The organism is Pseudomonas subflava (assembly GCF_023823685.1).
GTDB classification, from domain to species: Bacteria; Pseudomonadota; Gammaproteobacteria; order Pseudomonadales; family Pseudomonadaceae; genus Aquipseudomonas; species Aquipseudomonas subflava.
In genome coordinates this window covers 356,592-379,622 of sequence record NZ_JAMXBF010000003.1, presented here as the reverse complement: position 1 = coordinate 379,622, position 23,031 = coordinate 356,592, and the positions used below count along the sequence as shown (strand labels likewise).

Genomic DNA, 23,031 nt, shown 5'->3' with positions numbered 1-23,031 from the left:
AACACGAAGCCCCGGAACGAGAAGAACAGCATCTGGAGCATCGCACATGAACAAGTCGTCCCTGGCCCTTGCCGTCGCGTTTGGCCTCTTCGCCCAGCAAGCGTCGGCCGCCGGTTTTATCCAAGACAGCAAGGCCACCCTCGGCCTGCGCAACTTCTACATCAATCAGGACACCCGCAACGCGGCCGCCAACACCCAGGAAGAATGGGGACAGGGTTTCCAGTTCAATTACGTCTCCGGCTTCACCGAGGGCACCGTGGGCTTGGGCGTCGACGCCATCGGCCTGCTCGGCGTCAAGCTCGACTCCGGCCGTGGCCGTCACTACAACCCGGATTCCAGCAGGTACAGCGGCACCGTGTTTCCCACCGACGAGAACGGCCGGGCGGAGGATGAGTTCAGCAGCCTGGGACTGACCGGCAAGGTGCGCATTTCCAAGACCGAGGCGCGCCTCGGCACCCTGCAGCCCAAGCTGCCGGTGGTGACCTTCAACGACGGTCGCCTGCTGCCGCAGACTTTCGAGGGCGGCCAGATCACCTCTGCCGAGATCGACAACCTGATCCTTGTCGGCGGCCAGCTCGAACATGCCAAGGGCCGCAGTTCGAGCAGCAGCGAGAGCCTGTCCATCGGCGGCGCCAACAATGCCGAGACGGGGCGGTTCAGCAACAAGTTCTATTACGGCGGTGCCGACTACAAGATCACCCAGAATCTGTTGGCGCAGTACTACTACGGCAACCTGGAAGACTTCTACCAGCAGCATTTCCTCGGCCTGACCCACAACTGGGCGATCGGCCCTGGCGCGCTGAAGACCGATCTACGTTACTTCCACAGCGGCTCCGACGGCGAGAACGGCAGTGTTGCCGGCCGCGCCGACGGCTACCGCAGCAGCGGCTACTGGGACGCCGGTGACAGCGATCGCGGCGAGGTGGACAACGACACCTGGAGCGCCCTGTTCACTTACAGCCTGGGCGGCCACGCGCTGAGCGCCGGCTACCAGCAGGTTTCAGGCGACAGCGCCTTCCCGTTCCTCAACCAGGGCGACGGCTCCACCGCCTACCTGATCACCGACCGCCAGATCGGCAAGTTCCTCTCCGCCGGCGAGCGCACCTGGCTGGCCGAGTATGCCTATGACTTCGCCAAACTCGGCGCGCCCGGCCTCAAGGCGACCGTTGCTTACCTGTCCGGCGACAACATCGATTCGGCCGAGGGCGACCGGAAGGAATGGGAACGGGATTTCCGACTGGACTACACGCTGCAGAGCGGCGCCCTGAAGGGCCTGGGCTTCTCATGGCGCAATGCTTCGCTGCGTAGCAATGCCGCCGCCGACCAGGACGAGAACCGTCTGATCGTCAGCTACACCCTGACCCTGCTGTAACCCTGGCCGGGAGGGGATGTCTCCTCCCGACACTCTCCTGACCAGTCCGACATTCGGCCCGGAAGGCACCCACCCAAGCATGAGGAGATGACCCATGGGTCTGTACACAGTGCGTCGGGGCCTGACTGCCGTTCTGGCAGCGCTCCTGTCGTTCGGCGTTCATGCCGAGAAACTCGACGAGATCCGTCTCGACTACGCCTTCTATTCCCCGGAAAGCCTGGTGGTGAAACACAACGGTTGGCTGGAGGACGCGTTCGCCAAACAGGGCACGCAGGTGCGCTGGGTGCTGTCGCGTGGCAGCAACAACTCGCTGGAATTTCTCAACAGCGGTGCCTCCGATTTCGCCCTGACCTCGAGCATCTCGGCATTCGTCAGCCGGGCCAACGGTCAGCCGGTGAAGGCCATCTACAGCTACTTGTGGTACGTGCCCAGCGCCCTGCTGGTGCAAAAGGATTCGGCGCTCGGCTCGGTCGATCAGCTCAAGGGCAAACAGGTCGCCGCCACCAAGGGCACCGATCCCTACTTCTTCCTGCTGCGCTCGCTGCAGGCCAATGGCCTGACGCCGGATGACATCAAGATCGTTCACCTGCAGCACCCCGACGGCCGCACCGCCCTAGAGCAGGGGCGGGTGGACGCCTGGGCCGGCCTGGACCCGCACATGGCCGCCGCCGAACTGGCCGGCGCGCGCTTTCTCTATCGCAACGACAGCTTCGGCCTCGGAGCCTTCCTCAACACCCGCGACAGCTTCCTGGAAGACCATCCGGATGCCGTCGGCACGGTGCTGCAGGCCTATGAGCGGGCGCGCCGCTGGATCATCGCCAACCCGGATGAAGCCGCCACGCTTATTTCCGGCGAAACCCAGCTGCCGGTCGAGGTGATCAAGCTGCAGCTCGGGCGTTACGACCTCAGCCGTCCTTTGCCGGGGCAGCAGCATCTGGCGGCCATCGAGCCGGTGGTGCCACTGTTGCAGGCCGATGGCGTGCTGCGTCGCAACGCCGACGTGTCGGGCACGCTGAGCAGCCTGATCGACGCGCGCCTGGCGCGGCCCGTGATCGAGGCGAACTGATATGGCACGCGCAACCGGCGTGGCGGGCCAAATCGCGACGGCGCCCTGCGCGAACGCGCCGCGGTCTTCGCGCGCGACCCGCCTCGGTGCATTGCGCGGCTGGGTGGTGCCGGCGGTCCTGCTGGCACTTCTGGAGACCGTGGTGCGCCTGGGCTGGATCCCCGGCTACCTGATGCCGGCGCCCAGCGAGCTGGCGCGGAGCATGTGGGAGCTGGCCGAGGGGCCGCTGTGGGAGCACATCCTGGCGAGCACGCTGCGCGTGCTGTCCGGCTTCGCCATCGGCGCCTCGCTGGCGCTGCTGCTGGGCTCGGCGGTGGGCATCAGTCAGCGCCTGGAGGCCTTTCTCGATCCGACCTTCCAGGCCCTGCGCGCCGTGCCCGGCCTGGCTTGGGTGCCGCTGCTGCTGATCTGGCTGGGCATCGACGAAACCTCCAAGGTCACCCTGATCGCCATCGGCTCGTTCTTCCCGGTGTACATGAACCTGGTCGCCGGCATCCGCAATGTCGACCGCAAGCTGGTGGAACTTGGCGAGCTGTATCGCCTGTCGCGCCGTCAGCAGATCCGGCGGATCTTCGTGCCCGCGGCTCAGCCGTATCTGTTCACCGGGTTGCGCAACGGCCTGTCGATGGCCTGGCTGTGCGTGGTCGCCGCCGAATTGCTGGCGGCCACCGAGGGCATCGGCTACCTGCTCACGGACGGCAGGGAAACCTCGCGCCCGGATCTGGTGCTGGTGGCGATCATCACCCTTGCGGTAATGGGCAAGCTCAGCGACAGCCTGCTCAAGCGCCTGGAACAGCGCACGCTGCGCTGGCGCGACAACTTCACGGGCGGGGAGAGTTGAGATGAGCGGACTGCTGGAGCTGCGAGACATCCGCAAGTCCTACGCCGGCGTGCGGGTGCTCGATGACGTCAGCCTGGCCCTGGCGCCTGGCGAGATCATCAGCCTGCTCGGCCCCAGTGGCTGCGGCAAGAGCACCCTGCTGCGCATCGCCGCCGGTCTCGACCAGGACTTTACCGGCGGCTTGTCGCATAACCCGCTGCTGGACTTTGGCGGTGGCAGTGGCATCGGCGTGGTGTTCCAGGAGCCGCGCCTGCTGCCCTGGCTGAACGTGGCGCAGAACGTCGGCTTCGCCGATGGTCGGGGCGTCGATGGCGCATGGGTCGAACAACTGCTGACGGACGTCGGCCTGGCCGGACAGGGCGAAAAGCTGCCCAAGCAACTCTCCGGCGGCATGGCCCAGCGCGTGGCCATCGCCCGCGGCCTGTACCAGCGCCCCCAGGTGCTGTTGCTGGACGAGCCGTTCAGCGCGGTGGATGCCTTCACCCGGATGAAACTGCAGGATCTGGTGGTACGCCTGGCCGACGCCTATGGCATCGCCCTGCTGCTGGTCACCCATGATCTGGACGAGGCGTTCTACCTCAGCGACCGGGTGCTGATCCTCGGCGGCAGCCCCAGTCGCATTCAGCGCGAACTGGCCGTGCCGCTGGCACATCCGCGCGACCGTCGCTCGGCCGAGCTGGCCTACCTGCGCGGCGAGGCGCTGACCGAGCTGACGCTGTAAACGACCCTCAGGGTGGAAGCTGTTTCCGGGCCGCATGGCCCGGTTTTTTTATCAGCTGCGCTGCAGCGAAGAAGCGGCGAGACCGAGCCCCAGCGCGACCAGCACGCCGCCGATGGCGCGTTCGATCAGGTGCCGGCTGCGGGCGACGAAGCCGCGCGCCGCTTCCGAAGACAGACCGTAGGCCACCAGAGCGAACCAGAACAGGTGCGCGGCGGACATGAACAGGCCGTAGCCGAGCTGGGTCAGGGTGGCGGTGTCCGGGCTGATCACCTGGGTGAACAGGGCGACCACGAACAGCGTGGTCTTGGGGTTCAGCGCATTGGTCAGGAAGCCCACGCGCAGCGCCTGCCAGTCGCTCAGTTGCGGCGCAGCCACCACTTGTTGCGGATCGAGCTTGCGGCTACGCAGCATGCCTATGCCGAGCCAGATCAGGTAGGCGGCGCCGGCGAATTTGACCAGGTTGAACAGCAGGATCGACTGCGAGATCAGCAGGCCGATGCCGAGCATCGAATAGGTCACGTGGACCAGCACGCCGAGGCTGATGCCCAGCGCGGTGAGCAGCCCGGCGCGGCGCGAGAGGAACATGCTGTTGCGGCTGACCATGGCGAAGTCGGCGCCGGGGCTGATCACGGCGAGCAGGGTGATGGTGACGACCGAGACGAGTTCGAGCATGGCGCAGTCCGCTTTCCGGGTGGGCTGCTCAAGATGGGGTCAGGCGCCGCGTCCTGCAAGCGCGACCTAGGTCTTGGCCAGCTGGCGCAGGTACTCGGCGCTCTCGGCATCGGCCGGGAAGAAGGTCTCCAGGGCCAGCTCGGCCAGGGTCACGTCGTTGGGCGTGCCGAATACCGTGGTGGTGCTGATCAGGCTGAGCACGCCCTGCTCGGTCTGGAACTGCAGTGGCATCAGCACGCTCTCCGGCATCGGTTCGGCCTTCTCGGCAGGGGCCGGGTAGCTCAGCAGCTCTTCCTGCAGGGCCATCAGCTGCGGGTCGCCGCTGATGTCGATGTCGTGCTGCAGGCGCATCAGCAGATAGGCGCGCCAGTGGGCCAGATTGAGGATGCGCGGCGCCAGGCCCTGCGGATGCAGTGATACGCGCAGCACATTGAGTGGCGGGCCGAGCAGCTCGGCCGGCAACCCGGCGAGGAAGGGCGCCACCGAGGAATTGGCCGCCAGCAGGTTCCACTGGCGGTCGATGGTCAGCGCCGGGTAGGGCTCGTGGGCCTTGAGCAGTTGCTCGATGGCGGCGCGGGCGGCGGCCAAGGCCGGATCGTTCAGCCCGTGCTGGCTGTACAGCGGTGCATAGCCGGCGGCGCTGAGCAGGCGGTTGCGTTCGCGCAGGGGAATCTCCAGCTGCTCGGCCAGGTGCAGCAGCATCTCGCGGCTGGGCAGGGCGCGGCCGGTCTCGACGAAGCTCAGGTGGCGGGTGGAAATGTCCGCCTCGCAGGCGAGGTCGAGCTGGCTCAGGCGGCGGCGCTGGCGCCACTGGCGCAGCAGGGCGCCGACGGGGTGATTGGCTGTTTTCATGGTTGCGGACGATAGCCCAGGCGCGTCAACGCGACCATTACCTGGCAGGTAATCGACGCGTCGCCCGCAGCGGGAGAACTCTATGGCCAGGCGCCAGTCCGGCGCCCTCATTGGAGGATTCGCCATGCATACCCTGAACGCTTCTCCGTTGTTGCGCCGCGCCCTGCTCGCCGATGGCGTGGCCGGCCTGGCCACCGGCTCGCTGCTGGTGCTGGCCGCCGGCTGGCTCGCCGAACTGCTGGCCCTGCCGCGCGAACTGCTGCTCGGCGCCGGCTGGCTGCTGTTGCCGCTGGGCGTGTTTCTGGTCTGGCTGGGCAGCTGCGAGCAGATCAATCGTTTGGCGGTATGGGCGGTGCTGGCGATCAACGCGCTGTGGGTAATCGATACCCTGGTGCTGCTGCTCGCCGGCTGGGTCACGCCGAACCTGCTCGGCCACGTCTTCGTCATCGGCCAGGCGCTGACGGTGCTGCTGTTCCTCGAGCTGGAACTGGTCGGCCTGAAACGCTCCGAGCCGCTGGCGGCATGAGGGGCGCAAACAAGAAGCCCGGCATTTGCCGGGCTTTTGGGTGTCACTGGGCGGTGTAGATCTGGTCGAACACGCCGCCGTCGTTGAAGTGGGTCTTCTGGATGCTCGGCCAGTCACCGAAGGTCTCGTTCACGTTGAGGAAGGTGACTTTGGGGAAGCGGTCGGAGAACTCGGCGAGGATTTTCTCGTTGCGCGGGCGCAGGTAGTTGTTGGCAGCGATGCGCTGGCCCTCGTCGGACCACAGGTACTTCAGGTAGGCCTCGGCCTCGGCGCGGGTGCCTTTCCTGTCCACTACCTTGTCGACCACCGTGACAGGCGGCTCGGCCTGGGCGGAGACGGTCGGGTAGACCACTTCGAAACCGCCGCGCCCGAATTCGCGGGCGATCATCTCGGCCTCGTTCTCGAAGGTCACCAGCACGTCGCCGATCTGGTTCTGCATGAAGGTGGTGGTGGCGGCGCGGCCACCGGTGTCGAGTACCGGCGCCTGCTTGAACAGCTTGCCGACGAAGTCCTTGGCCTCGGTCTCGTCGCCGCCGTTCTGCAGTACATAGCCCCAGGCGGAGAGGTAAGTATAGCGGCCGTTACCCGAGGTCTTCGGGTTCGGCACCACCACCTGCACGCCGTCCTTGAGCAGGTCCGGCCAGTCCTTCAGGGCCTTGGGGTTGCCCTTACGCACGATGAACACGGTGGCGGAGGTGAAGGGCGCGCTGTTGTTCGGCAGGCGCGCGGCCCAGTCTTCGGGGATCAGCTTGCCGTGCTCGGCCAGGGCGTTGATGTCGGTGGCCATGTTCATGGTGATGACATCGGCCGGCAGGCCGTCGATCACCGCGCGCGCCTGTTTGCTCGAGCCGCCGTGGGACATCTGGAGGGTCAGTGGTTTGCCGCCCTCGGCCTGCCAGTGCTTCTGGAACGCGGCGTTGTAGTCCTTGTAGAAGTCGCGCATCACGTCATAGGAGACGTTGAGCAGGTTCGCCGCCTGGGCGGAAGCGGTGAAGATCAGGCCGGCGGCAAGTAGAGAGACGGGCAGAAGGCGTTTCATCGGGACATCCTTTGGGTGGGCGGCCACGACTATAGAAGGCGCCATTTATTCTTTGAAAGAATTATTGGTTGGGTACTTATTCCATAAACCTTATTGCGCTTATATTCCTTTAAGAAATAAATAAATCATCATTTATTCTTTTTGATCTTCCGCGTTCGTGAGCAATAGTGGCGCCACGCAACGAACCGCTAAGGAACATCACCATGAGCATCCGCCTGGGCGACATCGCCCCCGACTTCGAGCAGGACTCCAGCGAGGGTCGCATCCGTTTTCACGAGTGGCTGGGCGAGAGCTGGGGCGTGCTGTTTTCCCACCCCGCCGACTTCACCCCGGTGTGCACCACCGAGCTGGGCTTCACCGCCAAGCTGAAAGACGAATTCGCCCGGCGCGGCGTGAAGGCCATCGCCCTGTCGGTGGACCCGGTGGACTCGCACATCAAGTGGATCGACGACATCAACGAAACCCAGAACACCCGGGTCAACTTCCCGATCCTGGCCGACGCCGACCGCAAGGTCTCCGGCCTGTACGACCTGATCCACCCGAACGCCAACGACACCCTCACCGTGCGTTCGCTGTTCATCATCGACCCGAACAGGAAGGTGCGCCTGATCATCACTTACCCGGCCAGCACCGGACGCAACTTCCACGAGATCCTGCGTGTCATCGACTCGCTGCAGCTCACCGACCACCACAAGGTCGCCACCCCGGCCAACTGGCAGGACGGTGACGAGGTAGTGATCGTGCCGTCGCTGAAGGACGAGGCAGAGATAGCCCAGCGCTTCCCGCAAGGCTATCGCGCGGTGAAGCCCTACCTGCGTCTGACGCCGCAGCCGAACCGTTAAGGACAGAGCATGCACGTTGTCCTGTTGTCCGGCAGCCCATCGGCGCGCTCACGCACCGAACTGCTGCTGGAGTATGTGAGCCAGCGCCTGCAGGCCAATGGTCTGGAGGTCAGCCTGCTACGGATACGCGACTTTCCGGCCGACGCCCTGCTGCATGCCGACTTTTCCAGCGCCGCGGTGCAGCAGCTGCAGGCGGCAGTGGCCAGCGCCGACGGCCTGGTGGTCGCCACCCCGGTGTACAAGGCGTCCTTCACCGGCGCGCTGAAGGTGTTGCTCGACCTGCTGCCGGAGCGCGCCCTGGCGCACAAGGCGGTACTGCCCATCGCCAGTGGCGGCAGCCCCGCCCATTTGCTGGCCGTGGATTACGCGCTGAAGCCGGTACTGGCGGCGCTGAAAGCCCAGGAGATGCTCCCCGGCGTGTTCGCCGTGGACAAGCAGATCGCCTATCCGGAAGGGGACCACCCCGCCCGCATTGACGAGGAACTGCGCGAGCGTCTCGATGAATCGGTGGAGCAGCTGGTCGCCGCCCTCGCGCGCCGGCCGAAACCGATCGACCCGAATCTGTTGAACGACCGGCTGGTGAACGCCCGCTGGAGTATCTGAACCGACACACAGCAACACCCCGCCTTACTCGCCCGCCAACGGGCAAGCAGGTCGCCAACCCAGAAACCACAGCAAAGGAGAGCGCCATGCGCACCATTACTTTGCGTCGGAGCCTGGTCGCCCTGTTTGCCGCGGCCATCTCATTCGGCGCCATCACTCAAGCTCACGCTGCTTCTCAGGATAAGAGCGTCCTGCGTATCGGCTATCAGAAGTACGGCACCCTGGTGCTGCTCAAGGCCAAAGGCACGCTGGAGAAGCGCCTGGCCGAGCAGGGCGTCGAGGTGAAATGGACCGAGTTCCCCGGCGGCCCGCAGCTGCTCGAAGGGCTCAATGTCGGTTCGGTGGACTTCGGTGTCACCGGCGAAACCCCGCCGGTATTTGCCCAGGCTGCCGGCGCCGATCTGCTCTACGTGGCCCACGAGCCGCCAGCGCCGACTGGCGAGGCGATCCTGGTGCCGAAGGATTCGTCGATCAAGAACGTTGCCGAACTCAAGGGTAAGAAAATCGCCCTGAACAAGGGCTCCAACGTGCACTACCTGCTGGTGCGCGCCCTGGAAGACGCCGGCCTGAAGTACAGCGACATTCAGCCCGTGTACCTGCCGCCAGCCGATGCCCGCGCCGCCTTCGAGCGTGGCAGCGTCGAGGCCTGGGTGATCTGGGACCCCTTCCAGTCCGCCGCCGAGCACCAGCTGCAGGCGCGCAGCCTGCGTGACGGTAGCGGCCTGGTCGACAACCACCAGTTTTACCTGGCCACCCGCCCCTATGCCGAGAAGAACCCGCAGGTGATCGGCGTGCTGGTCGAGGAAATCCGCGGCGTCGGCGAGTGGGTCAAGGGCAACCTCGACGAAGCCACCAGCCAGGTCGCCCCGCTGATCGGCCTGTCGCCGGCAATCACCCGCCAGGCCGTCGAGCGCCAGGGCTACGGCGCGCGGTTCATTACCCCTGAGGTGATCGCCGCGCAGCAGAAGATCGCCGACACCTTCACCGACCTCAAGCTGATCCCCAAGCGCCTGACCATCGCGGACGTGATCTGGACTCCTCCGGGCTCGGTCAAGGTGGCCCAGCAGTAACGGCCAACCCTCTCCCCTACGCGGGCCACCCCAGCCCCTCTCCCATAAATGGGGAGGGGAGATTGTGGCACCGGTACGGCTCTTCCCTCTCCCGTTTACGGGAGAAGGCGGCCCGCAGGGTCGGGAGAGGGGCGGTACAACATCGAATTCGAGTAGCCCGGATGCAATCCGGGAAATCCAGCCCCGGGTTGCATCCCGGCTACGCCTGACCAAGGAGACCACTCCGTGAGCCTCAACATTTTCTGGTTCCTTCCCACCCACGGCGACGGCAAGTACCTCGGCACCGCCGAAGGCGCCCGCGCCGTCGACCATGGCTATCTCACCCAGATCGCCCAGGCCGCCGACCGCCTCGGCTTCGGCGGCGTGCTGATCCCCACCGGGCGTTCCTGCGAGGACTCCTGGCTGGTGGCTGCCTCGCTGATCCCGGCGACGCAGAACCTGAAGTTCCTCGTCGCGCTGCGCCCGGGGATCATTTCGCCCACCGTGGCCGCGCGCCAGGCGGCGACCCTGGACCGCCTGTCCAATGGCCGCGCGCTGTTCAACCTGGTCACCGGTGGCGATCCGGACGAACTGGCCGGCGACGGCCTGCACCTGTCACACGAGGAGCGTTACGAAGCTTCCGTCGAATTCACCCGCATCTGGCGTCGCGTGCTGGAGGGCGAGACCGTCGACTACGACGGCAAGCACCTGCAGGTGAAGGGCGCCAAGCTGCTCTACCCGCCGATCCAGCAGCCGCGCCCGCCGCTGTACTTCGGTGGTTCCTCCGAAGCCGCCCAGGACTTGGCCGCCGAGCAGGTCGAGCTGTACCTGACCTGGGGCGAGCCGCCAGTCGCGGTGGCCGAAAAGATCGCCGCCGTGCGCGAGAAAGCTACCCGCCAAGGTCGTACGGTGCGCTTCGGCATCCGCCTGCACGTCATCGTGCGCGAGACCACCGAGGAAGCCTGGGCCGCCGCTGATCGCCTGATCAGCCACCTGGACCAGGACACCATCGACCGCGCCCAGGCTTCTCTGGCGCGCTTCGACTCGGTTGGCCAGCAGCGCATGGCCGCCCTGCACGGCGGCAAGAAGGACAACCTGGAAGTCTCGCCGAACCTCTGGGCTGGCGTCGGCCTGGTGCGTGGCGGTGCCGGCACCGCGCTGGTCGGCGATGGCCCGACCGTGGCCGCGCGGGTGAAGGAGTATGCCGACCTCGGCATCGACACCTTCATCTTCTCCGGCTACCCGCACCTGGAAGAGTCGTACCGCGTCGCCGAGCTGCTGTTCCCGCACCTGGATATCGCCCAGCCGGAACGCCCGGCTAGCCGCGGCTACGTCAGCCCGTTCGGCGAAATGATCTCCAGCGACATCCTGCCCAAGGCCGCTTCGGCCAGCTGAAAGGCACCCTCTCCCCAACCCTCTCCCATAAATGGGAGAGGGAGTAGACGGGGTGGTAGCCGAGCTCGGCGTAGCCGGCAACACAGAACATCCCCTCGCCCCCTCTGGGGAGAGGGTTAGGGAGAGGGGCGGAGCCTTCACCTCACTCCACAGCGAAGAATCTAAGAAAGGAGCGTTGCCATGTCGACGCACAAGCTACACAACATCGGTCGCCGCCTGGCGCCCTGGGCGCTGCCGGTCGCACTGCTGGCCCTGTGGCAGGGCGCGGTGGTCGCAGGCTGGCTGTCCACGCGCATCCTGCCGGCGCCCAGCGCGGTGATCGAGGCGGGTTGGGCACTGCTTTCCAGCGGCGAGATCTGGACTCACCTGGCCATCAGCGGCCAGCGCGCGGCCATCGGTTTCGCTATCGGCGGCGGCATCGGCCTGCTGCTCGGCTTCATCACCGGCCTGTCCAACTGGGGCGAGCGCTTCCTCGACAGCTCGGTGCAGATGATTCGTAACGTGCCGCACCTGGCGCTGATCCCGCTGGTGATCCTGTGGTTCGGCATCGACGAAGCGGCGAAGATCTTCCTGGTCGCCCTCGGCACCCTGTTCCCCATCTATCTGAATACCTACCACGGCATCCGCAACGTCGACCCGGCCCTGGTGGAGATGGCGCGCAGCTACGGCCTCAAGGGTTTCGCCCTGTTCTGGCAGGTGATCCTGCCCGGCGCGCTGCCGTCGATCCTGGTCGGTGTGCGCTTCGCCCTCGGCTTCATGTGGCTGACGTTGATCGTGGCGGAGACCATCTCCGCCAGCAGCGGCATCGGTTACCTGGCGATGAACGCCCGCGAGTTCCTGCAGACCGACGTGGTGGTGCTGGCCATCCTGCTCTACGCGGTGCTTGGCAAGCTGGCCGACGTCGCCGCCCGCCTGCTCGAACGTGCCTGGCTGCGCTGGCATCCGGCCTACCAGGCCAAGGCAGGTGCGCAATGACTGCCCTGCACAGCATTCGCCAGGGCAGACCGCTGGGCGGCACTCCGCTGGACGGCATCCCGCTGGCCATCGAGGGCATCCGCAAGGCCTTCGGCGAGCGCGAGGTGCTCAAAAGCATCGACCTGCACATCCCGGCCGGGCAGTTCGTTGCCGTGGTCGGCCGCAGTGGCTGCGGCAAGAGCACTCTACTGCGCCTGCTGGCCGGGCTCGACGCGCCCAGCGGCGGCCAGCTGCTGGCCGGCAACGGCCCGCTGGCGGCGGCCCGCGAAGACACCCGGCTGATGTTCCAAGACTCGCGCCTGCTGCCGTGGAAGCGCGTGATCGACAACGTCGGCCTCGGCCTGTCCGGTGAATGGCGGCCCAGGGCGCGCGAAGCACTGGCCGCCGTCGGTCTGGCCGACCGCGCCCACGAGTGGCCAGCGGCCCTCTCCGGCGGGCAGAAGCAGCGCGTGGCCTTGGCCCGTGCGCTGATCCACCAGCCTCGCCTGCTGCTGCTCGACGAGCCGCTGGGCGCCTTGGACGCGCTGACCCGCATCGAAATGCAGCAACTGATCGAAGGCCTGTGGCAGCAACACGGCTTCACCGTGCTGCTGGTGACCCACGACGTGGCCGAGGCCGTGGCCATCGCTGACCGGGTGATCCTGATCGAGGATGGAGAGATCGGCCTCGACCTGGCCGTCGACCTGCCGCGTCCGCGCCATCGCGGCTCTGCGCGCCTGGCCGCGCTGGAGGCCGAAGTGCTCGACCGCGTGCTGGCGCTGCCGGCCACGCCGCCGCAACCCGAACCCGTTTCCCCATTGCCCACGCAACTGCGCTGGGCGCTGTGAGCAACTGCGAATCCGTGGCCCGGATGCATCCGGGAGCGGAGCCGATGATTTCCCGGATTGCATCCGGGCTACCCACGACCAAGGAGCAACACCATGACCATCAAAGCCATCAATGTGCGTAACCAGTTCAAGGGCACCATCAAGGAGATCGTGATCGGCGACGTGCTGTCGGAAATCGACGTGCAGACCGCCGCCGGCATCGTCACCTCGGTGATCACCACCCGCTCGGTGCGCGAGCTGGAGCTACAGGTGGGCAGCGAGGTGATCGCCTTCGTCAAATCCACCGAGGTTTCGATTGCCAAGCTCTGATCACGGCCTGTGCCGTTTCAGCCCTGGGGCGGAGTCGAGCGCAGGTGCTCCGCCGGCTGCGGTCGGCCGAACCAGTAGCCCTGGCCCAGGCTGCAGCCGATCTCGCGCAGGAATGCCGCCTGCTCGGCCGTCTCGATGCCCTCGGCCAGCACTCGCAGGCCGAGGCTGTGGCCGAGGGTGACCACCGCGCGGGCGATGGCCGCGTCCTCACGGTCCTGCGGCAGGCCGCGGACGAAGCTCTGGTCGAGCTTGAGCTTGTGCACCGGCAGGCTCTTCAGGCGCGCGAGCGACGAGTAGCCGGTGCCGAAGTCGTCGATGGCCAGGCGCACGCCCAGGCGGTGCAGCTGGTCGAGCAGCTCGCTGGCGCGCTCGGGGTCGTCCATCACCGCGCTTTCCGTCACCTCCAGCTCCAGCTGCTGCGGGCTCAGGCCGCTGTCGCGCAACACCCGCTCTACCCGCAGATCCAGTTCGCCGCGGCTGAACAGCCGGCTGGAGACGTTGACCGCGACGAACTCCAGCGCCAGGCCGTCGGCCTGCCAGCGGCGCATCTGCGCGCAGGCCTGCTCCAGTACCCAGGCGTCAATGGCGCCGATCAGGCCGCTGTCCTCGGCCACCGGGATGAACTCGCCGGGCGGCACCAGGCCGCGCTCGGGGTGCTGCCAGCGCACCAGCGCCTCGGCACCGAGCATGGCGCCGCTCTCCAGCGCGTGGATCGGCTGGTAGTGCACGCGTAACTGGTCTTGCTCCAGCGCCTGACGCAGCTCCGATTCCAGGCGCACGCGCTGGCGGGCGACGGTGGTCATGTCCTGGCTGTAGAAGCTGAACGTCTGGCGCCCGCTGCTCTTGGCGCGGAACAGCGCCGAGTCGGCATTGCGCAGCAGCTGCTCGACGCTGTCGCCGTCGTCGGGAAACAGGCTGATGCCGATGCTGGCGCCGATGAACAGCGGCTGGTCGTCGACCATGAAGGGTTCGCGCAGGCAGTCCAGCAGCTGCAAGGCCAGCTGCGAGGCCTGTTCGGCCTGGGCGCAGTCGCTGCTGAGCAGGCCGAATTCGTCGCCGCCGAGGCGGGCGAGCGTGACGCCGGGGCCGAAGGCGTCGTTCAGGCGTTCGCCGATCAGCCGCAGCAGGCGGTCGCCGGTGTTGTGGCCAAGGCTCTCGTTGACGATCTTGAAGTGGTCGAGGTCGACCAGCAGCAGCGCGCCGCGCCGCTGTTCGCCGCGCACCCGCTGCAGGGCCTGCTCGATGCGCTCGCCGAACAGCAGGCGGTTGGGCAGGGTGGTCAGCGGGTCGTGGTGGGCCAGGTAGTCCAGCTCGTGCTGGGAGCGCTTGATGGCGCTGACGTCGGAAAACACCGCGACGTAGTGGCTGAGGTGGCCGTTCTCGTCGCGCACCGCGCGCAGGCATTGCCAGATGGGGAACACCTCGCCGTCTTTGCGCCGGTTCCAGATTTCCCCGCTCCAGGTGCCGCGCTCGTTCAGCGCATGCCAGAGCGCGCGGTAGAAGGTGTCGTCGTGGCGACCGGACTTGAACATGCTGGGCTGGCGCCCGAGCACTTCCTCGGCGGTGTAGCCGGTGATGCGGGTGAAGGCCGGATTGACGTGGACGATGCGCTGCTCGCGGTCAGTGACCAGCACGCCCTCGAGGGTGCTGTCGAATACTGCGGCCGCCTGCCGAAGGCTGTCCTCGTCGGCGCGGCGCTGGGTGATGTCGCTGGAGGTGCCGATGAAGCGGCTCGGCTCGCCGGCCTCGTCCAGCAACAGCTGGCCACGGGCGTAGAGCCAGCGGTAGTCGCCGTTGTGGTGGCGCAGCCGGAAGATGCTTTCGTAATAAGGACTGCGCTCCTCGATGAGGGTACGCAGCCGTTCCGCGGCGAGTTCGCGATCTTCGGGATGCAGGCGCGACACCCACGCCTCCCGGTCGTCACCGAATTCTTCGGGTGTGTAACCGAGTATTTCGCAGTAGCGGCGCGAGTAGTACACCCGGTCGCTCTTCATGTCCCAATCCCAGAGTCCCTCCTGCGCCGAGTCCAGCGCCAGGATCAGGCGCTCCTCGCTGCGTTTCAGCGCAACGCGGGCGCGCAGCTGCTCCGCGTGGTGCTGGTTCAGCGCGTAGAACAAGGCGAAGCCGCTGAACAGCACGAAAATAAAGCCCTTCATCGTCTGGTAGTGGGCCAGCGCAACGCGGTCGAAGCCCAGCCGCAACAGCAGGGTGTCGCTGCACAAAATCCATAGGGAAGCGACGATCAGATAAAGCAGGGTGAGCTGCAGCGGGCTGCGCTGAAATTTCATCAAGGGGGCGACCAGGCCGAATGAGAGCTGCGGCACATTATAGATACGAAGGCATCCAGTGCATTCGCGTCTAAATGACCCACTGGTTTTCTCCCCCGGCTTGGGGATAATGCCGGCAGGCCAGGGCCCCGGCCGCGATCTTCTCCCCGCGAGGCAATACCCTTCATGTGGTACAACGGTTTTCTCGATCTGTCGCCGTGGCAACTGGTGGCAGTCACCCTGGTGCTGACCCACATCACCATCGTCAGCGTCACCGTCTATCTGCACCGCTACTCCGCGCACCGCGCGCTGGAGCTGCATCCCGCACTCAAGCACTTCTTCCGTTTCTGGCTGTGGATGACCACCGGCCAGAACACCCGTGAGTGGACTGCCATCCACCGCAAGCACCACGCCAAATGCGAGACCGTCGATGACCCGCACAGCCCGGTGATCAAGGGCCTCGGCACCGTGCTGCGCAAGGGCGCGGAGCTGTACCAGGAAGAGGCGAAGAACGAAGAAACCCTGCGCATCTACGGCAAGAACTGCCCGGATGACTGGCTCGAGCGCAACGTCTACAGCCGTTTCCCCATGGGCGGCATCATCCTCATGGCGATCATCGACCTGGCCCTGTTCGGCGTGCTCGGCATGACCGTGTGGGCGGTGCAGATGATGTGGATTCCGGTGTGGGCTGCGGGCGTGATCAATGGCCTCGGCCATGCCGTCGGCTACCGCAACTTCGAGTGCCGCGACGCCGCGACCAATCTGGTGCCCTGGGGCATCCTGATCGGCGGCGAAGAGCTGCACAACAACCACCACACCTACCCGAACAGCGCCAAGCTGTCGGTGAAGAAGTGGGAGTTCGACATGGGCTGGGCCTGGATCAAGCTGTTCAGCGCCCTCGGCATGGCCAAGGTGCAGCGCGTGGCGCCTATCGCCCACCGCGTCGAGGGCAAGCACAGCCTGGACATGGACACCGCCATGGCCATCCTCAACAACCGCTTCCAGATCATGGCCCAGTACCGCAAGCTGGTGATCAAGCCGCTGGTGAAGCAGGAGCTGGCCAAGGCCGACGAGTCGGTGCGCCACCTGTTCCGCCGCGGCAAGCGCCTGCTGTCGCGCGAGACCAGCCTGCTGGAAGACAAGCACCACGCGCGCATCAGCGAGCTGCTGGCGCAGAGCCAGGCGCTGAAGGTGATCTACGAGAGGCGCATCGCCCTGCAGCAGATCTGGGCCAAGACCAGCAGCAACGGCCACGACATGCTCGAGGCGATCAAGCAGTGGGTGCACGAGGCCGAGGCCAGCGGCATCCAGTCCCTGCGCGAGTTCGCCGAGCAGCTGAAGACCTACTCGCTGCGCCCGGCTACCGCCTGAGTCGCCGCGATCTGCAAGAGCCCGCCTCCGGCGGGCTTTTTTATGCCCAGCCGTCGTGGCGCCTGAGCGAACGAGGCCGAGAAGCGCTCGGCGTAGCCCGGATGCAATCCGGGAGGCAGGCGGCTCCGTTCCCCGGATTGCATCCGGGCTACCTTACTGCTCGCTGCACCCGGCGGCGACCTGAGTCGCTGAGATCAGAAGGCCTGCCATACGGGGCTTTGCGCCTAGCCGTGACGGCTATACCGGTTGCTTGAGGGAATGAGGCCGGGAAGCGCTCGTCGTAGCCGCAATGCCTCGCGGAAGCGTGTTAACCCGGTGCGCCTTCTCTTTGCCCATGAAAAAGCCCGCCGAAGCGGGCTCTGGTCCGGCTGCGATCAGCGTTTTTGCGGCGCCGGCTGTTGCTGGGTGATGCAGTGGATATTGCCGCCGCCGAGGAGGATCTCGCGGCCCGGGACCATCACGACGCGGTGCTCGGGGAACACGCGTTGCAGGATGGCGCGCGCTTCTTCGTCCTTGGGGTCGTCGAAGCTCGGCGCGACGATGCCACCGTTGACGATCAGGAAGTTGACGTAGGAGCCGGCCAGGCGCACCGCGGGACTGCGTTCCTGGCTGCCTTGGGCGGCGTCCACGCCGGCGCACTCTTCCTCGCTGGCATGCAGCGGGCCGGGAATCGGCATCTTGTGCACGACCAGTTGGCGACCCTTGGCATCGCGGGCGGACTCCAGCACCTGCATCGCCGCCTGGCAGCGCGGGTAGTTGGGGTCGTTGGCGTCGTCGGTCCAGGCCAGTAGCACTTCGCCAGGGCGCACGTAGCAGCAGAAGTTGTCGACGTGGCCGTCGGTCTCGTCGTTGAACAGGCCGTCCGGCAGCCAGATCACCGTGTCGATGGCCAGGTGATCGCGCAGCACCGCCTCGATCTCTTCGCGGGACAGGTGCGGATTGCGGTTCCTGTTGAGCAGGCATTCCTCGGTGGTGATCAGGGTGCCTTCACCATCGACGTGAATGGAGCCGCCCTCCAGCACGAAGCCCTCGGTGCGGTAGCGGTCGCAGCGCTCGATTTCGAGGATCTTGCTGGCCACCTGGTCGTCGCGCTGCCAGGGCCAGTACAGGCCGCCGTCGAAGCCGCCCCAGGCGTTGAAGCTCCAGTCCACGCCGCGCACGTCACCCTGATCGCTGGTGACGAAGGTGGGTCCAGTGTCGCGCACCCAGGCGTCGTCGGTGCTGATTTCCACCAGGCGGATGCCGCTGCCGTCGAGGCGCGCGCGGGCGTTCTCGTATTGGCCTGCGGATACGCAGACGGTGACCGGCTCGAACTCGGCGATGGCGCGGGCCACGGCGGTGAAGGCGGCCTGCGCCGGCTTGCCGCCGAGGCGCCAGTTGTCCGGGCGCTCGGGCCAGACCATCCAGGTCTGGCTGTGGGGTTCCCATTCGGCGGGCATGCGGAAGCCGTCGGCGCGTGGGGTGGAGGTCAGAGTGGGCATTGCGTGGCTCCGTAGGGTGCGCCATGCGCACCGGCGAAGGTGTCTGGAGGCGAGGTGCGCGCGGCGCACCTGCCCGTACGGTCACTGCGAGGGCATGTCGCCGTCGAGGGTCGAGAGCGGCCAGTATAGGTTCGGGCGGCGGTCGCGGAACACGCCCCAGGCGCTACGCACCTGCTCTAGGCGGTCCAGGTCGAAGCTGTGCACCATTACACCCTCTTCGGTTTCGCCCAGTTCCTCGACCTTCTCGCCGAACTGATCGGCGATGAAGGACGAGCCGTAGAAGGTAATGGCGTAGCCGTCCTGCTCTTCACGGCCGATGCGGTTGGAGGCGATCAGCGGCATCAGGTTGGCACCAGCATGGCCCTGTTGCACGCGCTGCCAGTGATTGCGCGAGCTGATGCTCGGGTCGTGCGGCTCGCTGCCGATGGCGGTCGGGTAGAACAGCAGCTCGGCGCCCATCAGCGCCATGCTGCGCGCCGCCTCGGGGAACCACTGGTCCCAGCAGATGCCGACGCCGATCTTGGCGTAGCGGGTGTTCCACACCTTGAAGCCGGAATCGCCCGGATTGAAGTAGTACTTCTCGTGATAACCGGGGCCGTCCGGGATATGACTCTTGCGGTACACGCCAAGGAGGCTGCCGTCGGCGTCGATGATGGCGATGCTGTTGAAGCGGGCGCGGCCGGCGCGCTCGAAGAAGCTGATCGGCAGCACCACCTGCAGCTCACGGGCGACCTGCTGGAAATGCAGGATCGCCGGATTCTCCTCGGCCGGGGTGGCCAGTTGCAGGTAGTCCGGGTTGGGCTTCTGGCAGAAGTAAGGCGTCTCGAACAGCTCCTGGATCAGGATGATCTGGGCCCCCTGGGCAGCCGCCTGGCGTACGAGTTTCTCGGCCGTGGCGATGTTGGCGGTGCTGTCCCAGGAACAGGCCATCTGGGTGGCGGCGACGGTAACGGTACGCGACATGAAACACCTCGAAGAGCATGGAAGGGCGCGTCTGGCATGCGACGCGACTGTGCCGTGGTGACGGCGAATGCTCGATTTATATCCGATAAAAATCGGCTTTAAAAGCGAAAATTAATTTAGTGATGCGTGTTTCTTTGGCTGATAAATATCGATCCGATGAACTGGCTGCGCAACGACCAACGCGTGCCGAAGGCGCGCGCGACGGGGCCGCGCGAGGGGACCCGCGTGCCTGAGGGAACGTCGATGGATATCGGGTTTAGTTCAGCGGCTCATCGCGCTTCGGCAGCGCCGGCGGCAGGTACAGGCCCAGGTAGGCATCGAATACGCGCATGCCTTCGTCGGCCAGGCGCGGCGTGATTTCGCCATGCAGCTGCACCGAGCGCGCATAGACCCGGTCGCCCAGCTCCATGGCCAGGGCGAACACGTCGATGTCGTCCGGCAGTTGCGGCAGCGGGAAGTGTCTGTCGAAGAGCTGCTGCATCAGGCGGCCCAGCTCCAGGTCGTGCTGGCGGTCGGCCTGGGTCACCTCGGACAGACCGTGCTGCGCCAGGATCAGCTGACGCGCCGCGGTGTCGTCGGCATAGATCGCCAGCATGCGCTGCTCGATGAGGCGCGACAGGTCTCGCCAGTCGCGCAGCTGTGCGTGCTCCACCGGCTGCAGTAGACAGTCGCGAAAGGCCGCGTGGATGTCGGCGGTCAGCGCTTCCAGCAGCGCCGGTACGCTGGCGAAGAAGTGGTACACGGAGGAGGGCGGAATGCCCGCCCGCTCGGCCACCGCGTAGATGGTGAGACCGGCGAAGCCCTGGGTGCCGAGCAACTCGCGTGCCGCCTCGAGGATCAGCTCGATGCGCGCCTGGCTGCTGGCGCGGGGCTTGCGGGGCTGGGCGGTGCGGGGCATGCGGTGTCCTCTGACGACTGTTCCTTCATGGGTGCGTTGCTGCGCCGGCAATGGTGCTCGCAATGATACAGGGTGCCATGTGCCGCGCAGCCCGAAGGCCGAGCCATCAGAAGACGGCGGCCTCTCGGGCAGGCGCTATTGGACGTCAGACGGACAGGGGAGGCAAGGCCGCCGCTTCAGCTGCCTTCGCGAAAGCGCGCCCAGACCTCGTCGCGCGCGGTCTTCAACTTCTCCGGCAGCGGCAGCAGGCTGAACAGGCGGCTCTTGGCATCGTTCATGTCACCGCCGAGCTGGTCGCGCAGCGCGGGTTCGAGGAACTCATGGGCATCGGCGTTGGCGCTGGGATAGAGCGTCTTGCTGCTGATCTGCGCGGCCACCTGCGGCTGCATCAGGAAGTCGATGAACTGGTGCGCCAGGTCGGCGCGGCGGGCGCTGGCGGGGATTACCAGGTTGTCGATGAACAGCGTTGAGCCCTCCTCGGGAATCACGAACTTCACCGGCTGCCCGGCATTGCTGGCGCTCAGTGCGTCGCCGACCCAGGCCACCGCCATGCACAGGTTGCCCTGGCTGAGGTCGTCGATGTAGCGCTCGCTGTCGACGTAGCGCAGGTTCGGCCGCAGGGTCTGCAGCATCTCGCCAGCCTTGTAGAAGCGCGACGGCGGACTGGTGCTGAAGTTGCGGCCCTGGTAGTTGAGCAGGCTGTGCAGCAGCTCGTCAGGCGCATCCAGCACGCTGATGCCGCAGGTGCTCAGCTTGGCGCTCTGCTCGGCGTCGAACAGCAGGCTCCAGCTCTGCGGCAGCGGGCCGCCGTAGGCCGCCTCGGCCTGCGGGGTATTGATCGCCAGGCCGACGGCGCCCCACAGATAGGGCACCGCGTAGCGGTTCTGCGGGTCGACTGCCGCCAGCTTGCTCAGCAGGTGCTTGTCCAGATGCTTGCGATTGGGCAGCCGGGTCAGGTCGAGAGGCTGCAGGCGGCCCTGCTCGATCAGCGGCGGCAGATCGTTCTGCGAAGGCACGGCGATGTCGATGCTCTCGCCGCTGGCGATGATCTCGTTCAGTTCCTCGGCCGAGGCGTAGGTGTGGTACTCCACCTGGATGCCGGTGGCCTTGGTGAAGTCCGCCAGCACCTGCGGCGCGATGTAATCGTTCCAGTTGTACACGCGGATGCTGTCGGCGGCAGCCGCCAGCCCGGGCGAGAGAGCCAGCAGCAAGGGAGCAAGAATGCGAAACATGACGACCTCCTTGGCAAATGATTGGCACGGCTTCGCCACTTCGCGGGATGTCGCGAAGTGGCGAGGTTGGCGGCAGTAGAAAAGACGACGCCGGCTTTGGGCCGGCGTCAGGGCGTTGCGTCAGACGGTGTGCAGGTACCAGTTGTATTCCAGATCCGAGATCGTGGTCTCGAATTCCTGCAGTTCGGCTTCCTTGCACGCGACGAAGATGTCGATGTAGTCCGGGCTGATGTACTTGTTCAGCACCTCGCTGTCGTCCAGCTCGCGCAGGGCATCGCGCAGGTTGTTCGGCAGGCTTTGTTCCAGCTGCTCGTACGAGTTGCCTTCGATCGGCTCCCCGGGATCGACCTGGTTGGTCAGGCCATGGTGAATACCGGCGAGAATCGCCGACATCATCAGGTACGGGTTGGCATCGGCGCCGGCCACGCGGTGCTCGATGCGCACGGCATCGGCGCTGCCGGTCGGCACGCGGACGGCCACGGTGCGGTTGTCCAGGCCCCAGCTCGGCGCATTGGGCACATAGAACTGCGCGCCGAAGCGGCGGTACGAGTTGACGTTGGGGCAGAGGAAGGCCATGGACGCCGGCATGGTCTCCAGGACACCGCCGATCGCATGGCGCAGTGCGGCGTTCTCCTGGGGATCATCGCTGGTGAAGATGTTCTTGCCGGTGGTCTTGTCGAGCAGCGAGATGTGCACGTGCAGGCCGTTGCCCGCCTGGCCCGGGTAGGGCTTGGCCATGAAGGTGGTGTCCATCTCATGGTCGTAGGCGATGTTCTTGATCAGGCGCTTGAGCAGCAGCGCGTGGTCGCAGGCCTTGATGGCATCTTCCACGTGATGCAGGTTGACCTCGAACTGTGCCGGGGCGCTTTCCTTGACGATGGCGTCGGCCGGGATGCCCTGTTCCTTGGCGGCTTCGAGCATGTCCTGCAGGCAGTCGACGTACTCGTCGAGGTCGTCGATCAGGTACACCTGGGTGGAGATCGGGCGCTTGCCCGACATCGGCGAGCGCGGCGGCTGCGGACGGCCGTTCACGTTCTCCTGGTCGATCAGGTAGAACTCCAGTTCGAACGCGGCGCAGATGCGCAGATTCATCTCGTCGAACTTCGCCACGACCTGGCGCAGCACTTCGCGCGGGTCGGCGAAGAACGGCTTGCCGTCCAACTCGTGCATGGTCATCAGCAGCTGCGCGGTGGGGCGCTTCTGCCAGGGCTCGTTGCACAGGGTATTGGCGATGGGGAAGCAGATGCGGTCGGCGTCGCCGATGTCCAGGCCGAGGCCCGTGCTTTCGACGGTGGAGCCATTGATATCGAGGGCGAACAGCGAGGCGGGCAGGTTGATGCCCTTTTCATACACCTTGTGCAGGCTGTTCCGTTCGATGCGCTTGCCGCGCACCACCCCATTCATATCCGCAATCAGAAGGTCAACGAACTGGACCTCGGGATGTTCCTTAAGGAACGCGTTAGCCTCGTTGAGCTGAACGGCACGCGGGGGTACCGACATGATGCACACCTTTTTTGTTAAAAATATCAATCATGCAATCGCACAACCCGAGTCAATCTCAATCACCCTTGGGCTGTCAATAGCGGCTCATTCTGCCCTGAAACGGGGCTCGATGGCCAGTTTTGGGGCATTTCGGGCATCTCTAACCCGTCGCGCGGCCCCGTGGTTCCTGCTGCTCAGTGGGGCGTGTTCAATTTTTTACAGCCCTATTGTGTAATAAATTGAACAAG

22 protein-coding genes are annotated in these 23,031 nt (G+C 65.9%); 13 read left to right on the top strand and 9 right to left on the bottom strand.

The window, feature by feature from the left end:
- Positions 1-46 precede the first annotated feature (46 nt).
- The 4 genes from NF616_RS05180 (at position 47) to NF616_RS05165 (ending at position 4,000) form a co-directional block, all read left to right on the top strand.
- Entirely contained in the window at positions 47-1,372 is a 1,326-nt protein-coding gene (locus NF616_RS05180; protein WP_252271987.1) for an OprD family porin, read from the top strand.
- 94 nt (positions 1,373-1,466) lie between these two features.
- Complete coding sequence (locus NF616_RS05175; protein WP_252271986.1) at positions 1,467-2,438, top strand: aliphatic sulfonate ABC transporter substrate-binding protein; 972 nt, start codon at positions 1,467-1,469, stop codon at positions 2,436-2,438.
- A gap of 1 nt (position 2,439) precedes the next feature.
- Entirely contained in the window at positions 2,440-3,279 is an 840-nt protein-coding gene (locus NF616_RS05170) for an ABC transporter permease (RefSeq protein ID WP_252271984.1), read from the top strand.
- Position 3,280: 1 nt separating this feature from the next.
- Positions 3,281-4,000 (top strand): ABC transporter ATP-binding protein, encoded by a 720-nt coding sequence (locus NF616_RS05165; RefSeq protein ID WP_252271983.1) that lies wholly within the window; start codon positions 3,281-3,283, stop codon positions 3,998-4,000.
- 51 nt (positions 4,001-4,051) lie between these two features.
- Here NF616_RS05165 and NF616_RS05160 read toward each other — a convergent pair whose 3' ends face one another.
- Together NF616_RS05160 and NF616_RS05155 are read right to left on the bottom strand one after the other, a co-directional pair.
- Positions 4,052-4,672, bottom strand: coding sequence for a LysE family transporter (locus tag NF616_RS05160; protein WP_252271982.1), 621 nt, complete (start codon positions 4,670-4,672; stop codon positions 4,052-4,054).
- 66 nt (positions 4,673-4,738) lie between these two features.
- Positions 4,739-5,524 carry an MmyB family transcriptional regulator gene (locus tag NF616_RS05155; protein ID WP_252271981.1) on the bottom strand — a complete coding sequence of 262 codons (786 nt, stop codon included), beginning with the start codon at positions 5,522-5,524 and terminating at the stop codon, positions 4,739-4,741.
- Positions 5,525-5,648: 124 nt separating this feature from the next.
- Here NF616_RS05155 and NF616_RS05150 point away from each other — a divergent pair, with 124 nt between their 5' ends.
- The gene (locus NF616_RS05150) at positions 5,649-6,050 is read left to right on the top strand and encodes a hypothetical protein (protein WP_043312208.1); all 402 of its coding nucleotides are present in this window, start codon (positions 5,649-5,651) and stop codon (positions 6,048-6,050) included.
- A 43-nt stretch (positions 6,051-6,093) separates the two neighbouring features.
- Here the strand turns inward: NF616_RS05150 and NF616_RS05145 are convergent, their stop codons facing one another.
- A complete protein-coding gene (locus tag NF616_RS05145) occupies positions 6,094-7,089 on the bottom strand; it encodes a sulfate ABC transporter substrate-binding protein (RefSeq protein WP_252271980.1) in 996 nt (331 codons plus the stop codon).
- 203 nt (positions 7,090-7,292) lie between these two features.
- Here NF616_RS05145 and NF616_RS05140 point away from each other — a divergent pair, with 203 nt between their 5' ends.
- The 7 genes from NF616_RS05140 (at position 7,293) to NF616_RS05110 (ending at position 13,089) form a co-directional block, all read left to right on the top strand.
- Positions 7,293-7,931 (top strand): peroxiredoxin, encoded by a 639-nt coding sequence (locus NF616_RS05140; RefSeq protein ID WP_252271979.1) that lies wholly within the window; start codon positions 7,293-7,295, stop codon positions 7,929-7,931.
- A 9-nt stretch (positions 7,932-7,940) separates the two neighbouring features.
- Positions 7,941-8,534 (top strand): NADPH-dependent FMN reductase, encoded by a 594-nt coding sequence (gene ssuE / locus NF616_RS05135; RefSeq protein ID WP_252271978.1) that lies wholly within the window; start codon positions 7,941-7,943, stop codon positions 8,532-8,534.
- Positions 8,535-8,620: 86 nt separating this feature from the next.
- Positions 8,621-9,604, top strand: a complete 984-nt coding sequence (locus NF616_RS05130; RefSeq protein WP_252271977.1) for a sulfonate ABC transporter substrate-binding protein — start codon at positions 8,621-8,623, stop codon at positions 9,602-9,604.
- A gap of 225 nt (positions 9,605-9,829) precedes the next feature.
- On the top strand, positions 9,830-10,978 hold the full coding sequence (gene ssuD, locus NF616_RS05125) for an FMNH2-dependent alkanesulfonate monooxygenase (RefSeq protein WP_252271976.1): 1,149 nt from the start codon (positions 9,830-9,832) through the stop codon (positions 10,976-10,978).
- A 180-nt stretch (positions 10,979-11,158) separates the two neighbouring features.
- Positions 11,159-11,953: an aliphatic sulfonate ABC transporter permease SsuC gene (ssuC, locus tag NF616_RS05120; RefSeq protein ID WP_252271975.1), complete on the top strand. Its 795-nt coding sequence runs from the start codon at positions 11,159-11,161 to the stop codon at positions 11,951-11,953.
- On the top strand, positions 11,950-12,780 hold the full coding sequence (gene ssuB, locus NF616_RS05115) for an aliphatic sulfonates ABC transporter ATP-binding protein (RefSeq protein WP_252271974.1): 831 nt from the start codon (positions 11,950-11,952) through the stop codon (positions 12,778-12,780). Before ssuC ends, ssuB begins: the two co-directional genes overlap by 4 nt.
- Before the next feature lie 93 nt (positions 12,781-12,873).
- Complete coding sequence (locus NF616_RS05110; RefSeq protein WP_076427208.1) at positions 12,874-13,089, top strand: TOBE domain-containing protein; 216 nt, start codon at positions 12,874-12,876, stop codon at positions 13,087-13,089.
- A 17-nt stretch (positions 13,090-13,106) separates the two neighbouring features.
- On the opposite strand, the gene dibA is transcribed toward NF616_RS05110, so the two are convergent.
- Positions 13,107-15,377 carry a phosphodiesterase DibA gene (gene dibA / locus NF616_RS05105; RefSeq protein WP_252271973.1) on the bottom strand — a complete coding sequence of 757 codons (2,271 nt, stop codon included), beginning with the start codon at positions 15,375-15,377 and terminating at the stop codon, positions 13,107-13,109.
- A gap of 165 nt (positions 15,378-15,542) precedes the next feature.
- On the opposite strand from dibA, the gene desA reads away from it, so the two are divergent.
- The gene (gene desA / locus NF616_RS05100; protein ID WP_252271972.1) at positions 15,543-16,727 is read left to right on the top strand and encodes a delta-9 fatty acid desaturase DesA; all 1,185 of its coding nucleotides are present in this window, start codon (positions 15,543-15,545) and stop codon (positions 16,725-16,727) included.
- Positions 16,728-17,101: 374 nt separating this feature from the next.
- Here desA and aguA read toward each other — a convergent pair whose 3' ends face one another.
- The 5 genes from aguA to NF616_RS05075 all read right to left on the bottom strand — a co-directional run bounded on the left by aguA (position 17,102) and on the right by NF616_RS05075 (position 22,801).
- Positions 17,102-18,208 (bottom strand): agmatine deiminase, encoded by a 1,107-nt coding sequence (gene aguA, locus NF616_RS05095; protein WP_252271971.1) that lies wholly within the window; start codon positions 18,206-18,208, stop codon positions 17,102-17,104.
- A gap of 81 nt (positions 18,209-18,289) precedes the next feature.
- Entirely contained in the window at positions 18,290-19,171 is an 882-nt protein-coding gene (gene aguB / locus NF616_RS05090) for an N-carbamoylputrescine amidase (RefSeq protein WP_252271970.1), read from the bottom strand.
- A gap of 256 nt (positions 19,172-19,427) precedes the next feature.
- The gene (locus tag NF616_RS05085; protein ID WP_252271969.1) at positions 19,428-20,069 is read right to left on the bottom strand and encodes a TetR/AcrR family transcriptional regulator; all 642 of its coding nucleotides are present in this window, start codon (positions 20,067-20,069) and stop codon (positions 19,428-19,430) included.
- 176 nt (positions 20,070-20,245) lie between these two features.
- Positions 20,246-21,301, bottom strand: coding sequence for an extracellular solute-binding protein (locus NF616_RS05080; RefSeq protein WP_252271968.1), 1,056 nt, complete (start codon positions 21,299-21,301; stop codon positions 20,246-20,248).
- 120 nt (positions 21,302-21,421) lie between these two features.
- A complete protein-coding gene (locus tag NF616_RS05075) occupies positions 21,422-22,801 on the bottom strand; it encodes a glutamine synthetase family protein (protein ID WP_252271967.1) in 1,380 nt (459 codons plus the stop codon).
- Positions 22,802-23,031 lie beyond the last annotated feature (230 nt).